The sequence below is a fragment of the Streptomyces sp. MBT65 genome, assembly GCF_016612545.1.
Taxonomy (GTDB): Bacteria; Actinomycetota; Actinomycetes; order Streptomycetales; family Streptomycetaceae; genus Streptomyces.
Map to the genome: position 1 here is coordinate 14816 of NZ_JAENRY010000050.1, position 22170 is coordinate 36985.

General features: G+C 69.0%; 21 protein-coding genes and 1 pseudogene. 2 read left to right on the forward strand and 20 right to left on the reverse strand.

The features are described from left to right. Positions 1–25: 25 nt before the first annotated feature. The 11 genes from JHN63_RS14055 to JHN63_RS14105 form a co-directional block, all read right to left on the reverse strand. A complete protein-coding gene (locus JHN63_RS14055) occupies positions 26–2890 on the reverse strand; it encodes an RNA helicase (protein WP_200680132.1) in 2865 nt (954 codons plus the stop codon). Between the two features lie 86 nt (positions 2891–2976). After that, complete coding sequence (gene tatC, locus JHN63_RS14060) at positions 2977–3936, reverse strand: twin-arginine translocase subunit TatC (RefSeq protein WP_200680136.1); 960 nt, start codon at positions 3934–3936, stop codon at positions 2977–2979. A 48-nt stretch (positions 3937–3984) separates the two neighbouring features. Next, complete coding sequence (tatA, locus tag JHN63_RS14065) at positions 3985–4266, reverse strand: Sec-independent protein translocase subunit TatA (protein WP_200680138.1); 282 nt, start codon at positions 4264–4266, stop codon at positions 3985–3987. Positions 4267–4525: 259 nt separating this feature from the next. Further along, on the reverse strand, positions 4526–4720 hold the full coding sequence (locus tag JHN63_RS14070; RefSeq protein WP_200680139.1) for a hypothetical protein: 195 nt from the start codon (positions 4718–4720) through the stop codon (positions 4526–4528). A 19-nt stretch (positions 4721–4739) separates the two neighbouring features. Continuing rightward, positions 4740–5033 (reverse strand): hypothetical protein, encoded by a 294-nt coding sequence (locus JHN63_RS14075; RefSeq protein ID WP_200680141.1) that lies wholly within the window; start codon positions 5031–5033, stop codon positions 4740–4742. Further along, complete coding sequence (locus tag JHN63_RS14080; protein ID WP_200680142.1) at positions 5030–6055, reverse strand: YafY family protein; 1026 nt, start codon at positions 6053–6055, stop codon at positions 5030–5032. The genes JHN63_RS14075 and JHN63_RS14080 overlap by 4 nt, the downstream gene beginning before the upstream one ends. Before the next feature lie 19 nt (positions 6056–6074). Further along, positions 6075–7028, reverse strand: coding sequence for a YafY family protein (locus JHN63_RS14085; protein WP_200680150.1), 954 nt, complete (start codon positions 7026–7028; stop codon positions 6075–6077). Between the two features lie 130 nt (positions 7029–7158). After that, complete coding sequence (locus JHN63_RS14090) at positions 7159–7530, reverse strand: FKBP-type peptidyl-prolyl cis-trans isomerase (RefSeq protein WP_200680152.1); 372 nt, start codon at positions 7528–7530, stop codon at positions 7159–7161. Positions 7531–7623: 93 nt separating this feature from the next. After that, positions 7624–8631, reverse strand: coding sequence for an FKBP-type peptidyl-prolyl cis-trans isomerase (locus JHN63_RS14095; protein WP_200680154.1), 1008 nt, complete (start codon positions 8629–8631; stop codon positions 7624–7626). 141 nt (positions 8632–8772) lie between these two features. Next, the gene (gene pafA / locus JHN63_RS14100) at positions 8773–10134 is read right to left on the reverse strand and encodes a Pup--protein ligase (RefSeq protein WP_033283736.1); all 1362 of its coding nucleotides are present in this window, start codon (positions 10132–10134) and stop codon (positions 8773–8775) included. Between the two features lie 9 nt (positions 10135–10143). Then, the gene (locus JHN63_RS14105; RefSeq protein WP_200680156.1) at positions 10144–11397 is read right to left on the reverse strand and encodes an MFS transporter; all 1254 of its coding nucleotides are present in this window, start codon (positions 11395–11397) and stop codon (positions 10144–10146) included. Between the two features lie 135 nt (positions 11398–11532). Between JHN63_RS14105 and JHN63_RS14110 the strand changes: the two genes are divergently transcribed. Then, entirely contained in the window at positions 11533–12549 is a 1017-nt protein-coding gene (locus JHN63_RS14110) for a LacI family DNA-binding transcriptional regulator (protein WP_200680158.1), read from the forward strand. Positions 12550–12619: 70 nt separating this feature from the next. Here JHN63_RS14110 and prcA read toward each other — a convergent pair whose 3' ends face one another. The 6 genes and pseudogenes from prcA to arc all read right to left on the reverse strand — a co-directional run bounded on the left by prcA (position 12620) and on the right by arc (position 18497). Beyond that, complete coding sequence (gene prcA, locus JHN63_RS14115; RefSeq protein WP_200680166.1) at positions 12620–13366, reverse strand: proteasome subunit alpha; 747 nt, start codon at positions 13364–13366, stop codon at positions 12620–12622. A 71-nt stretch (positions 13367–13437) separates the two neighbouring features. After that, positions 13438–14283: a proteasome subunit beta gene (gene prcB / locus JHN63_RS14120; protein ID WP_200680174.1), complete on the reverse strand. Its 846-nt coding sequence runs from the start codon at positions 14281–14283 to the stop codon at positions 13438–13440. Further along, positions 14235–14426, reverse strand: a pseudogene (locus tag JHN63_RS14125) (endonuclease VII domain-containing protein); the annotation flags it as partial. The gene prcB and the pseudogene JHN63_RS14125, both read right to left, overlap by 49 nt. Before the next feature lie 173 nt (positions 14427–14599). Continuing rightward, positions 14600–14818: a ubiquitin-like protein Pup gene (locus JHN63_RS14130; RefSeq protein ID WP_200680184.1), complete on the reverse strand. Its 219-nt coding sequence runs from the start codon at positions 14816–14818 to the stop codon at positions 14600–14602. A 155-nt stretch (positions 14819–14973) separates the two neighbouring features. Continuing rightward, positions 14974–16485, reverse strand: a complete 1512-nt coding sequence (dop, locus tag JHN63_RS14135; protein WP_174447560.1) for a depupylase/deamidase Dop — start codon at positions 16483–16485, stop codon at positions 14974–14976. Positions 16486–16730: 245 nt separating this feature from the next. Further along, positions 16731–18497: a proteasome ATPase gene (gene arc / locus JHN63_RS14140; RefSeq protein WP_200680193.1), complete on the reverse strand. Its 1767-nt coding sequence runs from the start codon at positions 18495–18497 to the stop codon at positions 16731–16733. A 386-nt stretch (positions 18498–18883) separates the two neighbouring features. Between arc and JHN63_RS14145 the strand changes: the two genes are divergently transcribed. Continuing rightward, positions 18884–19189, forward strand: a complete 306-nt coding sequence (locus JHN63_RS14145) for a ferredoxin (protein ID WP_200680201.1) — start codon at positions 18884–18886, stop codon at positions 19187–19189. A 19-nt stretch (positions 19190–19208) separates the two neighbouring features. Here the strand turns inward: JHN63_RS14145 and JHN63_RS14150 are convergent, their stop codons facing one another. From JHN63_RS14150 to JHN63_RS14160, 3 genes are all read right to left on the reverse strand, one after another. Beyond that, complete coding sequence (locus tag JHN63_RS14150) at positions 19209–19793, reverse strand: hypothetical protein (protein ID WP_200680195.1); 585 nt, start codon at positions 19791–19793, stop codon at positions 19209–19211. Between the two features lie 230 nt (positions 19794–20023). After that, positions 20024–20932, reverse strand: coding sequence for a tRNA (adenine-N1)-methyltransferase (locus tag JHN63_RS14155; protein WP_200680197.1), 909 nt, complete (start codon positions 20930–20932; stop codon positions 20024–20026). A gap of 50 nt (positions 20933–20982) precedes the next feature. Further along, a partial coding sequence (locus JHN63_RS14160; protein WP_200680199.1) for a site-2 protease family protein occupies positions 20983–22170 on the reverse strand: 1188 nt, incomplete at its 5' end.

Consider the following 22170-nt stretch of genomic DNA (forward strand, 5'->3'; position numbering starts at 1 on the left):
ACCCAGCCACAACGCCCCGCACCGGTCACCCCACCGACGAATACGCCACAACCCCCCGCAGCAACAACTCAACCGCCTTACGCGCGTTCTTCGCCACGGTGGAAGACGCCTCCCCACCAGAAACAGGCGCCGCCGCCGAGATCTGCCCCAGCACGTCAATCACCTGCTTGCACCACCGAACAAAGTCCCCCGCGGGCATCTCGACCTCGCGAAGCACCTCGTCCAGCCCCTTCCCACTGGCCCACATGTACGCGGCCCAGGCAAACCCGAGATCAGGCTCCCGCTGCCCGACCCCCTCGGTCTGAGTGATCCGGAAATCCTCCTCAAGGGCATCGAGCCGCCCCCAGATCCGCACCATCTCCCCGAGCGCGGCCTTGGCCGCACCCGACGGCACCTTGGGCACCGTCGCATCGTCACTGGCCCGCGCCTCGAACACCAACGCCGAGACGCACGCGGCGAGTTCGGCAGGAGCAAGCCCCTCCCAGACACCCTCCCGCAGACACTCACTGGCCAGCAGATCGAGCTCGCCGTACAGCCGGGCCAGCCGCTTGCCGTCCTCGGTGACCTCGTCGCCCCGCAGATAACCGAGTTCGGTCAGCAGCGCGACGATACGGTCGAAGGTCCGGGCGATCGTGTTCGTCCGCCCCTCGATCCGCCGCTCCAGCTGCGTGGTGTCCCGCTGCAACCGGTGATACCGCTCGGCCCAACGCGCGTGATCCTCACGGTCGTTGCACCCATGACACGGATGCGCGCGGATCGCCGTACGCAACTGTGCGATCTCGCGGTCGTCGGCGGCCTGTGAGCGCTGCTTGCGGGCCCGCTCCGGCGGGATGTGCCCGGCCTTGGTGCGCAGCGCGGAGGCCAGGTCCCGACGGGACTGCGGGGAACGGGCGTTGAAGGTCTTCGGGATCCGCATCCGGTCCAAGGCCTCGACGGGGACGGGGAAGTCCATCGACGCGAGCCGCTTGACCTGCCGCTCGACGGTCAGGACCAGCGGCCGCGGCCCGTCGTGCTGCTCGAAGCCGCGATGGCCGTTGGACCGCCCGGCGGGCAGTCCCGGCTCCAACACCAGCGCCAGGCCTGCGTACTTGCCGGTCGGGACGTGGATGATGTCTCCCGGCTTGAGCTTCTCCAACGCCACGGCCGCCTCCGCCCGGCGCTGTGCCACGCCCTGCCGGGCCAGCTCGGTCTCGCGGTCCTTGAGCTCGCGGCGCAGCCGCATGTAGTCGTCGAAGTCGCCCAGGTGGCAGGTCATGGAGTCCTTGTAGCCCTCCAGGCCCTCCTCGTTGCGCTGCACCTGCTTCGAGATCCCGACGACCGACCGGTCCGCCTGGAACTGCGCGAAGGACGTCTCCAGCAGCTCCCGCGAGCGGTGCCGCCCGAACTGGTCGACGAGGTTGACCGCCATGTTGTACGACGGCTTGAAGCTGGAGCGCAGCGGATAGGTGCGGGTGCCGGCCAGTCCCGCGAGGTGCTCGGGACTGATCCCGCGCTGCCACAGCACGACGGCATGACCCTCGACGTCGATGCCGCGGCGGCCTGCCCGACCGGTCAGCTGGGTGTACTCGCCGGGGGTGATGTCGGCGTGCTGCTCGCCGTTCCACTTGACGAGCTTCTCCAACACCACCGAGCGCGCGGGCATGTTGATGCCGAGCGCCAGGGTCTCGGTGGCGAACACGGCCTTGACGAGCCCGCGCAGGAACAGCTCCTCCACGACCTCCTTGAACGTCGGCAGCATGCCCGCGTGGTGGGCCGCGATGCCGCGCTCCAGGCCTTCCAGCCACTCGTAGTACCCGAGGACATGCAGGTCCTCGTCCGGAATGGACGCCGTGCGCTCCTCGACGAGCGCGCGCACCTTCTCCCGCGCCTCGTCGTCGTTGAGCCGCAGCCCGGCGTACAGACACTGCTGTACGGCGGCCTCGCAGGCGGCGCGGCTGAAGATGAACGTGATGGCGGGCAGCAGGTCCTCGTTGTCCAGCCGCTCGATGACCTCGGGGCGGCCCGGGGTCCACACCCGCGAACGCGATCTGCGCTCCCGCTCCCGGTCGGCCTCGCGCATGGCACGGCCACGCTTGCGGTCCTGGTACGACGGGCGCTGCGCCTCCATGCGGGCCAGGCGCGTGAGGTCGGGGTTGACGGCCTTCTTGCTGCCCTCGCCCTCCTCGAACAGGTCGTACATCCGCCGCCCGGCGAGCACGTGCTGGAACAGCGGCACGGGCCGGTGCTCGGAGACGATCACCTCGGTGTGGCCGCGGACGGTGTCGAGCCAGTCGCCGAACTCCTCCGCGTTCGACACCGTCGCCGACAGCGAGACCAGGGTCACCGACTCGGGGAGGTGGATGATCACCTCTTCCCATACGGCTCCGCGGAAGCGGTCGGAGAGGTAGTGCACCTCGTCCATGACCACGTAGCCGAGACCGAGGAGGGTCTGGGAACCGGCGTACAGCATGTTGCGCAGCACTTCGGTGGTCATGACGACCACCGGTGCCTCGGAGTTGACGCTGTTGTCGCCGGTGAGCAGGCCGACCTTGTCCGCGCCGTAACGGCGGCACAGGTCGGCGTACTTCTGGTTCGACAGCGCCTTGATCGGGGTGGTGTAGAAGCACTTCTTGCCCTGCTGGAGGGCGAGGTGGACGGCGAACTCGCCGACGATCGTCTTGCCGGAGCCGGTGGGCGCCGCGACCAGCACGCCCTTCCCCGCTTCGAGCGCCTTACAGGCCTCGATCTGGAAGGGGTCGAGACCGAAGTCGTACATCTCGCGGAAGTCCGCGAGCGCGGTGGCCTGCTCGGCTGCCCGCAGGCGGGCTGCCGCGTACCGCTCGGCCGGGGAGAGGTCCTCTGTCATCGTGCTTTCGAGCGTACCGGGCGCCACTGACAACAGGACGATCATTATCCGTTCCCACGAGTCCTCCACACACGGAGACCGGCCGCCCGCACTGCGGGAACGGCCGGTCTCGGCGGAGTTCGGGAAGGTGCTCAGGTCACGTCGTCATAGCCGTTGACCCGGTCGGAACCCGTGCCGCTCGCCTGCTCGGGCAGGGCCGCCCGGCCGGCCGAGACGGTCTCGACGTCGCCGATGTCCTCGGGGGTGAGGTCCAGGTCGGAGGCCTCGTCGTCGCCCGGTCCCGCCGCGTCGCGACGGCGCTTGCGCCGGTCGTTGAGCAGTGAGAAGACGACCGCGCCGAAGTACAGCACCCAGATCGGCCCGGCCAGGGCCAGCATGGTCAGCGGGTCGGTGCTGGGGGTGGCGACGGCCGCGAAGACCGTGATGCCGAGGATCATGGCGCGCCACCAGCTGAGCATCCGCTTGCCGGTCAGCGCGCCCGTGAGGTTGAGCATGATCAGCAGCAGGGGCAGCTCGAACGAGAGCCCGAAGACCAGCACCATGCGCGTGACCAGGTCGAGCAGGTCGTCCAGGGGCAGCAGGTTGTCCACGCCACTCGGCGTGAAGCCGATCAGGACCTTCGCCGTGGTGGGCAGCACCCTGTATGCGAAGTAGGCGCCGCCGAGGAACAGCGGGACACCGGTGCCGACGAACGAGAGCGCGTACTTCTTCTCGTTCTTGTGCAGGCCCGGGGCGACGAAGCCCCACAGCTGGTAGAGCCAGACCGGGGAGGCCAGGACGACACCGGCCATCAGGGACACCTTCAACGCCAGGGTGAACGGCGTCAGCAGACCGTTGATCGTGATCTGCGCGCACTGCGTCTTGTCGGCCGACTTCGACAGCTGCTCGAAGTTCTGGGTGCAGCCGACGGAGTGCAGGATCGGCTTGGTGATGACGTTGACGATGTCGTTGTAGAAGAAGGCGGCCACGCAGGTCACCACAATGATGGCGAGCATCGCCTTCGCGAGCCGGTTGCGCAGCTCACGCAGATGGTCCGCGAGGGGCATCCGCCCCTCGGGGTCCTTCTCCTTCGTGCGGGCAGACTTGGGCAACCCACGTCCTCATCTCGTGCGGCAGGCCGAGGGGGTCCCGGCCCTGCGTCAGCGCTTGGTCGTGTCCGACGGCTCGGTGACGGGACGCGCACTGGTCACGTCGCCGGGAGCTGCCTGGATGGTGCGCTGCACGGACTCGTCGGTGTTCGGCGGGCCGGCGGGGGCGGGGGTGCTGTTGCCCTCTTCCTTCATCGCCTTGGCCTCGCTCTTGAGGATGCGAGCGGACTTGCCGAGCGAGCGGGCCATGTCCGGAAGCTTCTTCGCGCCGAACAGGAGCACGATGACGACGAGGATGAGAATGATCTCGGGAGCTCCGAGCCTTCCGAACATAAGTCTTTACCTTCTCACCGAGGCGGCTGGGGTGGGGTGCTGTCCGATCGGTCGGACATCTGTCCGACCTTCGTGCTGCCAGCGATCGTAACGCTCAGGGGTAAACGCGAGGCAATCCCTGTGCGTACTCCCGGTCCGCGCTCCGGGCCTCGTTATCCGGACCGCGATCAGCAGCGTACCCGCCTGCACCGACAACGTGACAGGGCAAAGCGACGCGAAGCGCCTGGGGCGCGCAACTCACACCCCGCGCATATGTGACTCACAGTGCGTCGACGGAACGGGCCGTCGCCACGGCCGCGCGCTCCAGGTCCTCGGCCGCCCTGTTGATGCGGTGCGCGGCGTCCGCGACCTGGAGTCCGAGCCGCCGCGCCTCCAGGAAGACCCGGACGGCGAGCACGCCGAGCACGGCGAGACCCAGGAAACCCACAGCTACCGCGACCATCGCCCAGAACATGGGGCGAGCCTAGACCCTGCTACCCGACGGAGGTCAGCCGCAGGGTCTTGACCCCGCCGCCGGTGAGCAGCTCGACGATCCGCTCGCCCGCGGGCTTGCGGACCGCGGCGCCGCAGTCGGGGCAGGTGAAGGAGTAGAAGGTGGTGCGGCTGGTGGCGCCGATGGCGAGCCGCAGGGCGCTCGCCGCGAGTTCGAAGTTGGCCCGGCAGTCCGGGCAGCCCGCTCTGAACATCACGGGCACCACGCTCTTCATCCCGGCGAACGCGGCGGCCACCGTCATCTCCGGACCACCCGACATCGTCGACTCGCTCACAGCCCCTGCTCCTGCCTCTCGTCAACACCCTGCACTGCGTCAGCAACACCCTGCGGGCCGTCGTACGCCGCCAGCGCCTCGCGGGCGGCCCGGCGCGCGCTGTCGGCGAGATCGCTCGGGGAGACGATCCGGCCGTCACGCCCGAGCCGTAGGGCCAGGCGTCTCAGGGACGTCGGGTCGGGGGTGCGCAAGGTAATACGCAGCCCGCCGTCGGGAAGCTCATCGGCACTGTCGTGCGGGTAGTACTCGGCGACCCAGCGCCCGCCCGGGCCGACCTCGACGACGACCTCCGGGTCCTCGGCGGCGGGCTGCACCAGCGCCTCCGACAGGTCCCGCAGTTCGATCTCCGGGGGTGCGGACGGCTCGTCCAGGATCTTGATCTCGGCGACCCGGTCGAGACGGAAGGTGCGGCGCGCCTCGGAGCGGCGGCACCAGGCCTCCACGTACGTGTGCCCGACGCTGACCAGCCGGATGGGGTCGATCTCACGCTCGCTCAACTCGTCCCGGGCGGGCGAGTAGTAGCGGATCCACAGCCGCCGGCGCTCCGAGATCGCGCGGTCGACGTCCGCGAAGACCCCGCCCTCGGACTCGAAGGTCACCGAAAGGCGCGCACTGGCCCCGGCCGCCTCACCGGCCGCCGCCTCCAGCTTGGCGTTGGCCCGCAGCAGCGCCTGCCGGTCGCTCTCGCGCAGACCCGGGAGAGTGGATACGGCACGGGCGGCCACCAGGAGCGCGGTCGCCTCGTCGGCGGCGAGGCGCAGCGGCTCGGCGACGTCGTCCGGGTTGTGCCACCAGATGCGGTCGCCGTCGGTGTCGATGTCGAGCAGATCGCCGCCCCGGAAGCTGGTCCCGCACATGGGCAGCACATCGAGGTCGGAGACCAGCTCGTCCTCGGTGATCCCGAAGGCACGGGCCACGTCCTCGATACGGGCTCCGGGGCGCTCCTTCAGATAGGTCACCAGGGAGAGCATCCGCCGGGTCTGGTCGATGGCGTTGACGGGCCTGACCGGTTTGCCTGCCACAGTTCTCTTCCGCTCCCCCTCAGCCCTTGGCCACGGCACGCAGCCGGTCCACCACGTCGGCCCGCAGCTCGGCGGGCTCGAGGACGACCACGTCCGGCCCGAACTCGACCAGCCAGGCGTCCAGTCCGTGGCCGTACGGAATCTCCAACTCGTCCCAGCCGTCCCCGAGTTCCCGAACCGCCGAGGCTTTCGCCCGCAGGGGGTACCCGGAGCCCGTGCGCAGCCGGATCAGCGCGGAGCGGTCGGCGGTCTCCCCCGCCCAGCTCGCGACGGTCTCGCGCACGGTCACGACATCGGGGATGTCCGCGGTGAACCGCCCGTTGCGCGAGCGCACCTTGCCGGTGATCCGGGAGAGCCTGAAGACGCGCTCGGCGCCCCGGTCCCGGTCCCAGCCGGCGAGGTACCAGTGGCCGCGCCAGCACTCCAGGGCCCACGGCTCGACGCTCCGTGTCTCGGGGCGGGCGGCGGTGGCCTTGCGGTACTCGAACACGACGGGCCGCCGGTCGCGGCAGGCCAGCATCAGCGGCTCGAACGACGCCTCGTGCACCGGAATGCGAGGCTCCAGGGCGCCGTGCGGCTCGTACGGGTCGAGGTCCTCGGGCATCCCGGCCGCGCGCAGTTTCTGCAGGGCGCCGCTGGCCGCGCCGGCGAGGCGGGCCTGCTGCCACACCTTGGCGGCGAGACCGAGGGCGGCGGCCTCCTCGGCGTCGAGGGTGATCGGCGGGAGGCGGTTGCTGTCGCGGCGGGCGAGATAGCCGACCTCGCCGTCCAGGTTCTCCACCGTCTCGATGACGAGCCCGAGTTCGCGCAGATCGTCCTTGTCGCGCTCGAACATCCGGTTGAAGGAGTCGTCGGACCCGGCTTCGAGGTAGGCCTCGATGGATTCCCGCAGCTCACGCTTGCTGAGCGGCCGCCGTGTCCCGAGCAGACACAGCGCGAGGTTCATCAGCCGCTCGGCCTTGGCAATGGCCATCGACGCCCTTCGCCTTCCTCTGTACTTACGAACGATGACCGTACCGCCCTGCGGTGGCCTGACAAAAGCCGAGGGCCCATGCCCGAGCAGGCATGGGCCCCAGCTGATCGGGTCCGGTCGGAACCGGTGATCAGACGGCGACGAGGTCGACCACGAAGATCAGGGTCTCGCCCGGCTTGATCGCCGGGGTCGGGCTCTGGTTGCCGTAGGCGAGGTGCGCCGGGATGGTCAGCTGGCGGCGGCCGCCGACCTTCATGCCCTGCACGCCCTTGTCCCAGCCCTTGATGACCCGGCCGCCACCGAGCGGGAAGCGGAACGGCTCGCCGCGGTTCCAGCTGGCGTCGAACTCCTCGCCGGTGCTGAAGGCCACGCCCACGTAGTGGACGGTGACGTTCTGGCCGGACCGCGCGATCTCGCCGTCACCCTCCCAGAGGTCCTTGATCTCCAGGTCGGCCGGGGGTGCGCCCTCAGGGAAGTCGATCTCGGGCTTCTCGATGCTCACGTCTCTAGCTCCTGCTTGTGTACGACAAGACAACTCGGACAGTCTGTCATCCCGGCAGAAGTCGTGCGCCGGGACGCCCTTGACCTGCGGGGACTACATCGCCGCCAGGATGTCGACCGAGAAGACCAGGGTGTCGCCCTTCTTGATGGCGCCGCCGCTGGGCGGGGTGTCGCCGTAGGCCAGGTCCGGCGGCGCGACGATCAGGACGCGGCTGCCGACCTTCTTGCCGGTGACGCCCTGGGCCAGGCCCTTGACGACCGACTCCATCTGCGAGATCGCGAACTGGCTCAACCGGCCCTGGGAGTAAGTCGATTCGAACTCCTTGCCGGTGCTCCAGACCACGCCCTTGAACTGGCACAGGATCGTCTGGGACGCCTTGACGACGGCTCCGTCGCCCTCCAGGACGTAGTTCGCCACCAGCTTCTTCGGCGGGTCCGCCTTGGGGACGGTGACCGAGGGGGCCTTGCCGTCGGTGTTCGTGCCGACCTTGGGCAGTGCGGAGTCGGACTGGGCGACGGCCTTGCCCTTGGCGGAGCTCTTGATGTTGAAGGCGTCCTGCACGTCGATCACGAAGACGAGCGTGTCGGTGCCCTTGATGCCCGCCTGGGTGTTGCCGGTCGTGCCGTACCCCCAGGTCGGCGGGATGGCCATCTCGACGCGGCTGCCGACCTTCCGGCCCGCCAGGCCGTAGCGCCAGCCGTCGATGATGCTGCCCTGGGCGAGCTGGATGACCAACGAGGTCTTGCGGTCGTAGGAGTTGTCGAACACCTTGGCCGTCGACCAGATCTGGCCCAGGTAGTTGACCTGGACGAAGTCGCCCTCCGCGACGGCCTTGCCGCCGCCCGCGATCACCGTCTTCACCGCGAGGTCCTTCGACGGATCGCCGCTGCCCTTGGCGACGGTCGGCTTCTCGTCGAACTTCGTGCCCGCGGTGATCGCCGGCACCGGACCGTCCACCAGCTTCGGCGGCGGAGCGGTCGAGGCCGAGGCGGACGGCGACGGCGACGCGCTGGCCTTGCTTGAGGAGGAATCGCTGTCACCGCACCCCGCGACCGTCACGAGTCCTGCGGGAACAGCGATGAGAAAGGAGCGTCGGCGCACGGTGAAGGCCTCGTATCGGTCGATCTTGTTGATGGCGTGCGCGCAACTCTACGGCGTGGCACGGGCCCCGTACGTGAAACGTACGGGGCCCGTGTGGCGTACCGAATATGTATCCGGACGTCGGTATCCGGACTTTTTCGCCTACATTCCGGCGATCAGTTTCTCCACCCGGTCGTCCACGGAACGGAACGGGTCCTTGCACAACACGGTGCGCTGCGCCTGGTCGTTGAGCTTGAGATGGACCCAGTCGACGGTGAAGTCCCGCCGCTGTTCCTGAGCCCTGCGGATGAAGTCGCCGCGCAGCCGGGCCCGAGTGGTCTGCGGCGGAACGGACTTGCCCTCGAAGATCTTCAAGTCGTTGCAGATCCGGGCGGCTTGGCCCTTCCTCTCGAGGAGGTAGTAGAGCCCTCGGCGACGGTGGATGTCGTGGTAGGCGAGGTCGATCTGCGCGACCCGCGGGTGGGACATCGTCATGTTGTGCTTGGCCCGGTACCGCTCGATCAGCTGGTACTTCATGACCCAGTCGATCTCGGTGCCGATCCGGTCGAGGTCCTCGGCCTCGATCGCGTCGAGCGTGCGGCCCCACAGTTCCAGGACCTGCTCGACGGTGCCGGTGCGGATGCCGCGGCGCTCGACGAAGTCCACGGCCTTCTCGTAGTACTCGCGCTGCACCTCGATGGCGGAGGCCTCACGGCCGCTGGCCAGGCGCACCTTGCGCCGGCCCGTGATGTCGTGGCTGACCTCGCGGATCGCCCGGATCGGGTTCTCCAGGGTCAGGTCGCGCATCACCGTGCCCGCCTCGATCATGCGCAGCACCAGGTCGGTGGCGCCGACCTTGAGCAGCATGGTCGTCTCGGACATGTTCGAGTCGCCCACGATGACGTGGAGACGGCGGTAGCGCTCGGCGTCCGCGTGCGGTTCGTCCCGGGTGTTGATGATGGGCCGGGAACGCGTCGTCGCCGAGGAGACGCCCTCCCAGATGTGCTCGGCGCGCTGGCTGACGCAGTACACGGCGCCGCGCGGAGTCTGGAGGACCTTGCCCGCGCCGCACAGAAGCTGACGCGTGACCAGGAAGGGAATGAGGATGTCCGCGAGTCGGGAGAACTCGCCGTGCCGTGCCACCAGGTAGTTCTCGTGGCAGCCGTACGAGTTGCCCGCCGAGTCGGTGTTGTTCTTGAAGAGGTAGACGTCGCCCGCGATTCCCTCCTCGTGCAGGCGTCGTTCGGCGTCCACCAGGAGTCCTTCGAGAATGCGCTCGCCGGCTTTGTCGTGGGTGACCAGTTCGGTCACGTTGTCACATTCGGGGGTCGCGTATTCCGGATGTGAGCCCACGTCGAGATAGAGCCGGGCGCCGTTTCGCAGAAAGACATTGCTGCTGCGGCCCCATGACACGACACGGCGGAAGAGGTACCGAGCCACTTCGTCGGGAGACAGACGCCGCTGTCCCCTGAACGTACACGTGACGCCGTACTCGTTCTCCAGCCCGAAAATGCGGCGGTCCATGACTGAACATTACGCCCGATCGCCTGTGCTGAAACGGGGTTCGGCAGCACGGTTTGGATCATTTTCCGATGAAGCCGCAACCACCGCACCCCCGGCGGGAGCTGCGAGGACCCGTCCGGTGAGGAGCAGGACCAGCAGCGACACGGCCCCCGCGGCCCCCGGCACGGCGAACCCCCACAGGGCCCCACCGGCCTGTACGACAGGCCCCGCGACGCCCGTTCCGACCGAGGCCCCGACGGTGAACGTCGTCACAAGCCACGAGAAAGCCTCGGTGACCGTCCCCTTGGGCGCGTGCCGGTCGACGATGATGAAGGCGCAGGCGAGGGCGGGCGCGAGGAACACCCCGGCGAGCACGGTCAGCAGCACCATGGCGACCGCGCCCGGCATGAGCATCAACGGCAGGTAACACACCGCCAGCAGCCCCACGAGGACCCGCAGTCGGCGCTCCGGCACCCCGGTCCACTGCCGCGCTCCGTAGACGGTGCCGCCCAGCAGCGCGCCGAGACCGATGGCCGCCATGAGCCACCCGTACACCACGTCACCGCCGTGCCCGTCCGCGTACGGCACGGACGCGACCGTGATCGACCCGAGCGCCATCCCGACGAACAGGAACGCGCCGAGCAGCGCCAGCAGCCCCGGCGAGCGCAGGGCGCCCAGCCAGTGCGCCTCGCGCGGGGCCGACCGCCACGCGCGCGAGGGGGGCGACACGACTACGGAGAGGGCGCCCAGCACCCCGATGACGTTCAGCACGAGCAGCGCCACGGGGGCCGACCACAGCGACACGAACACCGTCACGAGCAACGGCCCCACGGTGAACATGACTTCCTGCGCCACCGCGTCCATGGCGTACGCCGTGTGCACCTGCTCCTCCCGGCGCAGCACGGCCGGCCACAACGCCCGCAGACCACCCTCCAGGGGCGGCGCGAACAGACCGGCGGCGGCTACGGCGACGTAGGCGAGGGGCAGTGGATCGGTGCCGTAGAAGGCGAAGACGGCCATCGAGAGCGCCGAGAGGACCGCGGCGGGCAGCTGTACGCGTGGCTGTCCGTGGACGTCCACCAGGCGTCCGAGGAGGGGCTGTCCGACCGCGTTGGCGATGCCGTACACGGCCGCCAGCGCGCCCGCGAGGCTGTAGGTGCCACCCTCGGCGCGGATGAACAGCACGATCGCGATCGCGGCGGTGGCGTTCGGCAGCCGTCCCACCAGCGTGCCCACCAGCAGGCGGGTGGCGTGCCTCGCCCTGAGGATCTCCAGATATCCCACGGCCGTCTCCCGCCCTCCCCCTCACCGTCACCCATGAGGTTTTACGTATAACTTCCGCTGTCATACGTACCATGTGCGCTGTCACGAGTCCATACGGAGTCCCCCGCGGAGTCCTCACCAAGGAGCAGGCCGACGGTGGCACCAGCCAGTACCCGCCCCACGAGCCGCGACGTCGCGCAGGCCGCCGGCGTCTCCCAGGCCGCGGTCTCCCTGGTGCTCGGCGACAAGTGGCGCGGCCGGGTCTCGGCCACGACCGCGGAGCGCGTCCGCGAGGCCGCCCGCGACCTGGGCTACCGCCCCAACCTCGCCGCCCGCAACCTCCGCCTGGGCCGCACCCGTACCGTCCTGCTGGTGGTCCCGGTGCTGACGACGGAGTTCTTCGCCGGTGTCTACACGGGCGCCGCCCGGGTCGCCGCCGAACACGGCTTCGGCGTCGTCCTCTACCCGTCCCCCGAAGGCATCGGCCCCGCGCGGGACCCGTTCGCCTCCGCCCAGGCAGCGCTGGACGGTGTGATCGCCTCCTCCATGGCGGCCGACGCCCTCACCGCGATCCGGGGCGACCAGCTCCCCCTGGTGATGCTCGACAGCGACCCCGAGGGCAGCCTCGGCGCGGCCACCGTCAACCTGGACATCGCCGACGGCATCCGCCAGGTCGCCGAGCATCTGCTGGCCCTGGGCCACCGCCACTTCCTGCACCTGGCCGCCGACGTACCGTCCTGGACCTTCGAGGTACGCGCGCGGGAACTGGCCGCACGCGTCGGCGCGTTCGAGGGCACGACGGTCCGTACGACCCGCGCGCCCATCTCCATCGAGGGCGCCCTGTCCGCAGCTGAGGCCGCCCTCTCGGAACCGGGATCGCTCGTGACCGCCCTGGTCTGCGACGACGACAAACTAGCGGCCGGCGCCTACAAGGCCGCGCGCCGCCTGGGCCTGCGCATCCCGGACGACCTGTCGATCACCGGCCTCGACGACCTCGCCCTCGCCACCGCCATCGACCCGGAACTGACCACCGTCCGCCTCGACGCCGAACTCTTCGGAGAACACGGCATGCGCGCTCTCCTGGCGGTCCTGGACGGCCGCACACCGGAGGAGGGGGACATCCCCGTGGAACTGGTGGTACGCGGGTCCACAGCGCCACCGAGCGCCTCCTGAGGCGCCCGCTACGACGTGTGCCCCGGCCGGTGACCGGCCGGGGCACACGAGAGACCTGATCGAGGCCGACTCACTTCTCATCGTCGGAGTCGTCACCGTCGGACGACGTGTCCGCGGCCTCACCCTCCAGCAGGCGGGAGAGCTGACGGCCGACGATGCGCTTGAACTTGCGGGCCTGCGGGCGCGTCCGGTCCAGGACCGCGACCTCAAGGCGCTCGGCGGGGATCTCCCGCTCCGTGCCGTTCGTGTCGCGGGACAGGGACTGCACGGCCAGCTTGAGCGCCTCCGCGAGGGTCATGCCGTCGCGGTGCCGCTGGTCCAGATAGGTGCTGATCGTCTCCGCGTTGCCGCCGACGGCGACCGAGCCGTGCTCGTCCACGATCGAACCGTCGTGCGGCAGCCGGTAGATCTGATCGCCGTCCGGCGTGTCCCCGACCTCCGCGACGACCAGCTCCACCTCGTACGGCTTCTCGGCCGCGCTGGAGAAGATCGTGCCGAGCGTCTGGGCGTAGACGTTGGCGAGACCGCGGGCGGTCACGTCCGCACGGTCGTAGGTGTAACCGCGCATGTCGGCGTACCTGACGCCGCCGATCCGCAGGTTCTCGTACTCGTTGTATTTTCCGGCGGCCGCGAACCCGATCCGGTCGTAGATCTCGCTGAACTTGTGCAGCGCACGGGACGGGTTCTCGCCGACGAAGACAATGCCGTCGGCGAACTGCAGCACGACCAGGCTGCGGCCACGGGCGATGCCCTTGCGGGCGTACTCCGCCCGGTCGGCCATCGCCTGCTGGGGTGAGACATAGAACGGCGTCGACACCGGTATCCGTCCCTCTCTTTAAAGTTCCGTCGAAGTCGGTGGATCACCTTGAATTGAGAACGGACCCTCGGTCAGAGCAGCGCGGCGCGCGGGCCGTCGGGCTGCTGCAGTCGCCGCTCCAGGATCGAGCGGGCGATCTCGGAGGACTCGTCGTCGGTGAGCCGGCGGAAGCCGTCCTCGGTGATCACGGTGACGATCGGGTAGATCCGGCGGGCGACGTCGGGACCACCGGTCGCCGAGTCGTCGTCGGCCGCGTCGTAGAGCGCCTGGACCACCAGGGTCGTGGCCTCGGCCTCGGTCAGCTGGTCGTGGAAGAGCTTCTTCATGGCGCCCCGCGCGAACACCGAACCGGATCCGGTGGCCGCGTAGCCGAGCTCCTGGGAACGGCCGCCCGTCACGTCGTAGGAGAAGATGCGGCCGATGCCGCGGTCCACGTCGAAACCGGCGAAGAGGGGGACCACGGCGAGGCCCTGCATGGCCATGCCGAGGTTGGAACGGATCATCGTGGAGAGGCGGTTCGCCTTGCCCTCCAGGGAGAGTTGGGCGCCTTCGACCTTCTCGAAGTGCTCCAGCTCCAGCTGGAAGAGCTTGACCATCTCGACGGCGAGTCCTGCGGTGCCGGCGATGCCGACGGCCGAGTACTCGTCCGCGGGGAACACCTTCTCGATGTCCCGCTGCGCGATGACATTGCCCATGGTGGCCCGCCGGTCACCGGCGAGCACCACGCCACCGGGGAACGTGACAGCGACGATCGTCGTGCCGTGCGGGGCCTCGATGACGCCCTGGGTGGGCGGCAGTTGCCGGTTGCCCGGGAGCATCCCCGGCTGGTGGTCGGCGAGGAAGTCCATGAAGGACGACGACCCAGGCGTCAGGAAGGCAGCTGGTAGACGCCCGGTGCTACGAGTGTTGGCTTCCACGAGGATCCTTCCAAGTAGGCGGCAGCCCGACGAACAGCGTCGGGATCATCTCCCAACTTGCCGATGGCCGAATTGCAGTTGAAGCACAGTACGCCACGGACCCTACCCGTCTGGTGGCAGTGATCCACATGAACGGCGGAGGCATTCCCAAGCCACTCGGAACGCGGCCGGCTCGCCCCGAATCGCACGCGATTCGTGCACCCGGATGCGAAGACTGCGTGCGGCTTGGTCTCGCCGCACCGCACGCAGCACTTCATCTTCGACTCGCCTGCCACCACGCCACCCCGTTCACCTTCGAATCGAAGGGTGGAGCGGCCTACTGGCCGCCCTTCTGAACAAAGGAGCGCACGAAGTCCTCGGCGTTCTCCTCGAGTACGTCGTCGATCTCGTCCAGAACCGAGTCGACGTCGTCGCTCAGCTTCTCGTGGCGCTCCTTGAGGTCGTCGGTCGCCTGGGCTTCCTCCGCCTGCTGTTCGACCTCCTCCGTGGAGCGCGTCGCCTTCTGCTGTCCGCCGCCGGTGTCCTTGGTCGCCATAACCCTCACCCCGCTCGGTTCGACGTTCTTGATCAGACCCTACTTGCAGGGACTGACATCGGCCCCGCAGTTCCTACAACGTACGGCGGCCACCTCGATGATTCCCGGCCACCGGACATTCCACCCTGTCCGGCACCCCGGACCCGAGACTCCCGTCAGCCGCCCGACAGGACCCTGACCAGGTCTTCCGCCGTACGACAGCGGTCGAGGAGCTCCTTGACGTGATTACGCGTTCCGCGAAGCGGTTCCAGGGTTGGGACCCGCTGGAGCGAGTCCCGGCCCGGGAGGTCGAAGATCACGGAGTCCCAGGAGGCCGCCGCGACGTCGTCGGCGTACTGCTCCAGGCAGCGGCCGCGGAAGTACGCGCGCGTGTCCTCCGGCGGCGTCGTACGCGCCCGCTCGACCGTGTCCTCGTCCAGCAGGCGCTTGATACGGCCGCGGGCCACCAGACGGTTGTAGAGGCCCTTCTCGGCCCGTACGTCCGCGTACTGGAGGTCGACCAACTGGAGCCGGGCCGCGTCCCAGTCGAGGCCGTCACGGCGCCGGTAGCCCTCCATGAGCTCCCGCTTGGCGACCCAGTCCAGTTCGCCGGCCAGGCTCATCGGATCGTTCTCCAGGCGGTTGAGCGTGTCCTCCCAGCGGGCCAGGACGTCCTTGGTCTGGTCGTCCGCGTCGGAGCCGTAGCGCTCCTCGACGTACTTGCGGGAGAGCTCGAAGTACTCCATCTGCAGCTGGACCGCGGTGAGGGTCCGGCCGCTGCGGAGGGTGACCAGGCGCTTGAGGGTCGGGTCGTGGGAGACCTGGTGCAGGGTGCGGACCGGTTGGTCGACGGCCAGGTCGACGGCGATGAAGCCGTCCTCGATCATGGAGAGGACGAGTGCTGTCGTGCCGAGCTTGAGATAGGTCGAGATCTCGGAGAGGTTCGCGTCGCCGATGATCACGTGCAGGCGGCGGTACTTCTCGGCGTCCGCGTGCGGTTCGTCGCGGGTGTTGATGATCGGGCGCTTGAGGGTGGTCTCCAGACCGACCTCGACCTCGAAGTAGTCGGCGCGCTGGCTGAGCTGGAAGCCGTGCTCGTGCCCGTCCTGGCCGATGCCGACGCGGCCCGCTCCGGTGACGACCTGTCGGGAGACGAAGAAGGGCGTCAGGTGGCGCACGATGTCCGAGAAGGGGGTCTCCCGCTTCATCAGGTAGTTCTCGTGCGTGCCGTACGAGGCGCCCTTGTTGTCGGTGTTGTTCTTGTAGAGGTGGATCGGCTGGGCGCCCGGGAGTTGGGCCGCGCGCTCGGCGGCCTCCGCCATGATGCGCTCGCCGGCCTTGTCCCACAGGACGGCGTCCATGGGGTTGGTGACTTCGGGGGAGCTGTACTCCGGGTGTGCGTGGTCGACGTAGAGCCGCGCGCCGTTGGTGAGGATGACATTGGCGAGGCCGATGTCCTCGTCGGTGAGCTGGCTGGAGTCGGCGGCCTCCCGGGCGAGGTCGAAGCCTCGCGCGTCCCGCAGCGGATTCTCCTCCTCGAAGTCCCAGCGGGCCCGCCGGGCCCGGTGCATCGCCGCCGCGTAGGCGTTGACGATCTGGGACGAGGTGAGCATGGCATTGGCGTTGGGGTGGCCGGGGACGGAGATCCCGTACTCCGTCTCGATGCCCATTACTCGCCGTACGGTCATGCGGCCCTCCTTGCCCGGCGGCGCCCTCGGTCGAGGGCACCGCTCAAGTACCGCTGGCGCTCCGGTGCGTGTGCGGTGCCCGTCCCCGCACTGCGCGCCTCGGCGGTACCGAAGAGCCTAGAACGGCTTTGCGCTGGTGGGGAGATCATTTGCGTCATTGCCTCGCGCGCCCCTTGTAGCGGTCATGGCCTGAAAAGCAGTCGGCTGCGGGTACCCACCGTGGGCACCCGCAGCCGCCCTGTTCTTTACAGGTACTGACCGGTGTTCGCCACCGTGTCGATGGAGCGTCCGGTGTCCGCGCCCTGCTTCCCGGTGATGAGCGTACGGATGTAGACGATCCGTTCGCCCTTCTTTCCGGAGATCCGGGCCCAGTCGTCGGGGTTGGTGGTGTTGGGCAGGTCCTCGTTCTCCTTGAACTCGTCGACGCACGCCTGGAGGAGGTGCGAGACGCGGATGCCCTTCTGCTTGTGCTCGAGGAAGTCCTTGATGGCCATCTTCTTGGCCCGGCCCACGATGTTCTCGATCATGGCGCCGGAGTTGAAGTCCTTGAAGTAGAGGACTTCCTTGTCACCGTTGGCGTAGGTGACCTCCAGGAAGCGGTTCTCCTCGGATTCCGTGTACATGTGTTCCACGGCCGTCTGGATCATGCTCTGGACGGTGATGGTCTTGTCGTTGTTGTGCTCGCCGACGTCGTCGGGGTGGAGCGGGAGGCGTTCGGTGAGGTACTTGGCGAAGATGTCCTTGGCGGCCTCGGCGTCGGGACGCTCGATCTTGATCTTCACGTCCAGGCGGCCGGGCCGCAGGATGGCGGGGTCGATCATGTCCTCGCGGTTCGAGGCGCCGATCACGACCACGTTCTGCAGGCCCTCCACACCGTCGATCTCGGCGAGCAGCTGCGGGACGATGGTGTTCTCCACGTCCGAGCTGACACCGGATCCGCGGGTGCGGAAGAGGGACTCCATCTCGTCGAAGAAGACGATGACGGGAGTGCCCTCGCTGGCCTTCTCACGAGCGCGCTGGAAGACCAGGCGGATCTGCCGCTCGGTCTCACCGACGTACTTGTTGAGGAGCTCGGGGCCCTTGATGTTGAGGAAGAAGCTCTTGCCGGTGGCCTGGCCGGTGACCTCGGCGACCTTTTTGGCCAGCGAGTTGGCGACGGCCTTGGCGATGAGCGTCTTGCCGCAACCGGGGGGCCCGTACAGCAGGACGCCCTTGGGCGGCCGCAGTTCGTGCTCCTTGAAGAGGTCGGGGTAGAGGTACGGCAGTTCGACCGCGTCGCGGATCATCTCGATCTGGCCGCCCAGACCGCCGATCTGCTCGTAGCCGATGTCGGGGACCTCTTCGAGGACGAGTTCCTCGACCTCGCTCTTCGGGACGATCTCGTAGACGTAGCCGGAACGGGGTTCGAGCAGCAGGGCGTCGCCGGGGCGGATGGTGATGTCCAGCAGCGGCTCGGCGAGCCGCACCACCCGTTCCTCGTCGGTGTGCCCCACTACCAGGGCTCGTTCGCCGTCCTCGAGGATCTCCTTGAGGGTGACGATGTCGCCGACGCGCTCGTACTCCATGGCCTCGACCACGTTGAGCGCTTCGTTGAGCATTACTTCCTGGCCGCGGCGGAGCTCTTCGAGTTCCACGCTTGGGCTGACGTTCACCCTGAGTTTGCGACCACCGGTGAAGATGTCCGCTGTGCCGTCCTCGTTGGCCACGAGGAAGACACCGAAGCCGGCCGGCGGCTGTGCGAGCCGGTCGACTTCCTCCTTGAGGGCCACGATCTGGTCGCGGGCCTCACGGAGCGTGTTGGCGAGTCGCTCGTTCTGGGCGGACACCCCGGCCAGATTGGTCTGCAGCTCGACGATCCGCTCTTCGAGAATCCTCGTGTGTCGCGGAGAGTCGGCGAGCTTACGTCGCAGGACGGCGATCTCCTGCTCAAGGTAGGCAATCTGCCCGGACGGGTCGTCGGACCCTCGTCCCGGGCGGATGCCGCGGTTCATGTCGTCGTCGTGGGCTGCCACGGTCCTCACCTCCTCCAAGGGGAGCTGGACGCTTCCAGACCCTACCTGGGTGGGTGTCGATTGAAACCCCTAGATCACAAAGACTGTCAAGGTGTGTCGTCGGTCACCCTGCGCTCTCCCTCACGCCGAGTGGATACCCACTCAACGTGATTCAGAAGCGGACTGTTCCAAGGCCGGGTTGGTCAAAAACCTTCACGGCGGACGTGAGTTGCCGTGCGGGCGGGTTCGACGCCCGGTGGAAACCGGCCAATGCGCCCCTGACTGAGAGTGTCCATGCGGACAGTGTCCGTCATGCGGCGGCATGAAACCCGAGATCGCGGAGAAAGGCCGTTCGGACGGGCAGAGGTAGGCTCGAAGATGTTCAACACCCGGCGGAAACAGGAGACATCACCGTGCAGGACGAGGCCGCGGCCGACGGCGAGGCGCTCGAGGTCTGGATCGACCAGGACCTCTGTACCGGAGACGGCATCTGCGTCCAGTACGCCCCCGAGGTCTTCGAACTGGACATCGACGGCCTGGCCTATGTGAAGAGCCCGGACGACGAGCTGCTGCAGGACAAGGGCGCCACCACGCCGGTTCCGCTGCCCTTGTTGGTCGATGTCGTGGACTCCGCCAAGGAGTGCCCCGGCGACTGCATTCATGTGCGCCGGGTCGCGGACCGGGTCGAGGTGTACGGGCCCGACGCGGCCTGAGGGCCGCCTGGTCGTCGCGTCAGACGTTCTGGGCGTTGCCGGGCGTGGAGCGGACGAACTCGCCGTTCTGCCACTGCCACTTGGCCGTCTCCTTGACGTCGGGGCAGCAACTGGGCACGTCCGCCGTCGAGTAGCCGAGCAGTGTCGCGCGTACGGAGCCGTCGCGTACGGCGAAGTCGGTGACGGTCTCGCGGGCCTTCGGGGTGACCAGGGTGGCGACGACGCGCGGCACGGCGGCTCCGGCGCCCTGGGTCAGGACGTAGACGCCGTCGGGCGGGGTCCCCATGCCCGCGTCGCAGTGCACCACCGCGACGGTCTCCGGCCTGCCGTCGCCGTCGAGGTCCCCGGACGCCTTCTTCTGTACGACGGCCTTCACGGGGCCGCAGTCGATGGGGAAGGCGACTCCTGTGGTCGCGGGGGCCGAAGCGGTGGCGGGCGCGGACTTCGTCTGCGTACCGGAGGCCTGGGCGGCGTGCGCCGAGTCGGGCTGCAGGCCCGAGGAGAGGGCCACGACACCGGCGAGCGCCGCGGCGGTGGCGACCCAGTGGATGGGGCGGGTGGTGGTGTGTGCCAGTTCCAGTTCCGGGACGGCGGAGTGCTGCACTAGGAGTGTCTCCTGTGAGGGCTGTGCCGGTGGGGGTGGCCTGCATGCTGCCACACACCGTGGTGCGGGGGAACGGCGGGGTCGGCAGTTCGTTCGCGTGGTCGCACGAGACGTACCAGCGGTGTCGCTACGTCAGAAGAAAGACGCCGTGGCCGAGTTCCGGAGGACTTCCGGGAACTCGGCCACGGCGTTCGTGCGTTGAGTGCGGCACAGGGCCGCCCTTGAGTGGCTCAGCGGCCGGCGGCGCCGGCACCGTCGGCGTTCGGGCCGGTGTAGTCGTCGCCGTAGGCGCCCTTGGAGGGACGGCGGCGGCGCATGGGGGGCTCGACGCCGTCCGCGAGGCGGCGGGCGGTGAGGAGGAAGCCGGTGTGGCCGATCATCCGGTGGTCGGGGCGGACGGCCAGGCCCTCGACGTGCCAGTTGCGGAGCATCGTCTCCCAGGCGGTCGGCTCGTTGAAGGAGCCGATCTCGCGGATGGACTCGACGGTGCGGGCGAGCTGGGTGGTGGTCGCGACGTAGCAGCACAGGATTCCGCCGGGCACGAGGGCCTTGGAGACGGCCTCCAGGCACTCCCAGGGGGCGAGCATGTCGAGGATGACGCGGTCGACGTCCGTGTCGGACAGGTTGTCCTGGAGGTCGCCGACGGTGAGCTGCCAGGCGGGGTGCGGGCCGCCGAAGTAGCGCTCCACGTTCTGCTGGGCGATCTCGGCGAAGTCCTCGCGGCGCTCGTAGGAGTGCAGCATGCCCTGGTCGCCGATGGCGCGCAGCAGGAAGCTGCTGAGCGAGCCGGAGCCCACGCCCGCTTCCACGACGCGTGCGCCGGGGAAGATGTCCGCGAAGGACAGGATCTGCCCCGCGTCCTTGGGGTAGACCACGGCGGCGCCGCGGGGCATGGACAGGACGTAGTCGGGGAGCAGGGGGCGCAGCGCGAGGTAGGCGACGTTGCCGGTGGTGCGGACAACGCTGCCCTCGGGAGCACCGATCAGTTCGTCGTGCGGGAAGGAACCCTTGTGGGTGTGGAAATTCTTCCCGGCTTCGAGCGTGAACGTGTAGTGGCGGCCCTTGGGGTCGGTCAGCTGAACCTGGTCCCCGACCTTGAAGGGCCCGCGCCTGCGGGCGGCACCGGTCGGTTCGGACATGTGAGCAGCCTACCGGCGATTGCGGGGGCCGCCGACCACGCGCGCGTGCGTCAGTTGGGGCGGGCCATGGCCTTCACGAAGGCGCGCTCCACGTCGGCGGCGGACAGGACGCCGTAGATCTCGCCGGTCTCCTCGACGACGAGGTACTCGGTGGCGGGGGTGGCGCGCAGGGCGTCGAGGAGGTCCTCGCCGGCCAGTTCGGCGGAGACGCGCATGCCGTCCGTGAGGTCCTGGGCGAGGCCGCTGACGACGACCCAGGGGCGGCGGTGCTCGGGGACACCGACGATGGCGGCCTCGCGGACGAGGGAGAGCGGCTGGCCGTCGGCGTCGACGACGACCAGGGCGCGGGCGCCGGCCGCGTTGGCGCGGCGCAGGGCTTCGGAGAGCGGGGTGTTGGTCTCGACGGGGACCGCGCGGCGGGTGAGGTTGCGGGCGCGGAGTTCCGGGAGGTGTTCGCGCAGTCGGGCCATACGGAGGCTGTTGCCGGCGCCGGTCCAGATGATCGCGGCGAGGATCGCGGCGAGCAGGGCGTCCGTGACGGTGTCCATGCCGCTGACGTCCTCGCTGTTCGTGCCGAGGGCGCCGGTCTGGGTGAGCAGCGGGAGACCGATCAGGACGGAGACGGCGAGGGCGCGGCCGACCCAGGCGGCGGCGATCGTGCCGCTCATGGGCCTGCCAGTGATCTTCCAGACGACGGCGCGGAGCATGCGGCCGCCGTCGAGGGGCAGGCCGGGCAGGAGGTTGAAGGCGGCCACGATGAGGTTGGAGACCATCAGGCCGGCCAGCAGGACGCCGGGGACGGTGCCGGGTTCGACGGGCAGCATGGCCAGGTAGAAGATCCCCGAGAGGACCAGCGAGAGCAGCGGGCCGACGAAGGCCAGCACGAACTCCCGGCCGGGGGTCTCGGCCTCCTTCTCGATCTCGGAGACACCGCCGAAGAACTGCAACTGGATGCGGCGGACCGGGAGTTTGAAGCGGAGCGCGGCGACGGTGTGGGCGAGTTCGTGGACCAGGACGGAGCCGTAGAAGGCGACCGCGAAGAAGAGGGCCACGAGATAGCGGGCGGCGCCGAGTTCGGGCAGCACGCGGTCGAGCTGGCCGCCGAACACCCAGGTGATGAGCGCGGCGACGAGGAACCAGCTGGGCGCCACGTAGACGGGCACTCCGAAGGGGCGGCCCATCAGCAGGCCGCCGCCGGGCTCCTTGGGGCGCTGCGGGGGACGGCCCTTGGCGAGGGG

Coding starts and splice junctions, on each gene's coding strand:
- JHN63_RS14155 (WP_200680197.1), bottom strand. CDS start 20,932: ATGTCCGAACCGACCGGTGCCGCCCGCAGGCGCGGGCCCTTCAAGGTC.
- JHN63_RS14055 (WP_200680132.1), bottom strand. CDS start 2,890: ATGATCGTCCTGTTGTCAGTGGCGCCCGGTACGCTCGAAAGCACGATG.
- JHN63_RS14130 (WP_200680184.1), bottom strand. CDS start 14,818: ATGGCGACCAAGGACACCGGCGGCGGACAGCAGAAGGCGACGCGCTCC.
- dop (WP_174447560.1), bottom strand. CDS start 16,485: ATGACCGTACGGCGAGTAATGGGCATCGAGACGGAGTACGGGATCTCC.
- pafA (WP_033283736.1), bottom strand. CDS start 10,134: ATGGACCGCCGCATTTTCGGGCTGGAGAACGAGTACGGCGTCACGTGT.
- JHN63_RS14085 (WP_200680150.1), bottom strand. CDS start 7,028: ATGGCCATTGCCAAGGCCGAGCGGCTGATGAACCTCGCGCTGTGTCTG.
- JHN63_RS14070 (WP_200680139.1), bottom strand. CDS start 4,720: ATGTTCTGGGCGATGGTCGCGGTAGCTGTGGGTTTCCTGGGTCTCGCC.
- tatA (WP_200680138.1), bottom strand. CDS start 4,266: ATGTTCGGAAGGCTCGGAGCTCCCGAGATCATTCTCATCCTCGTCGTC.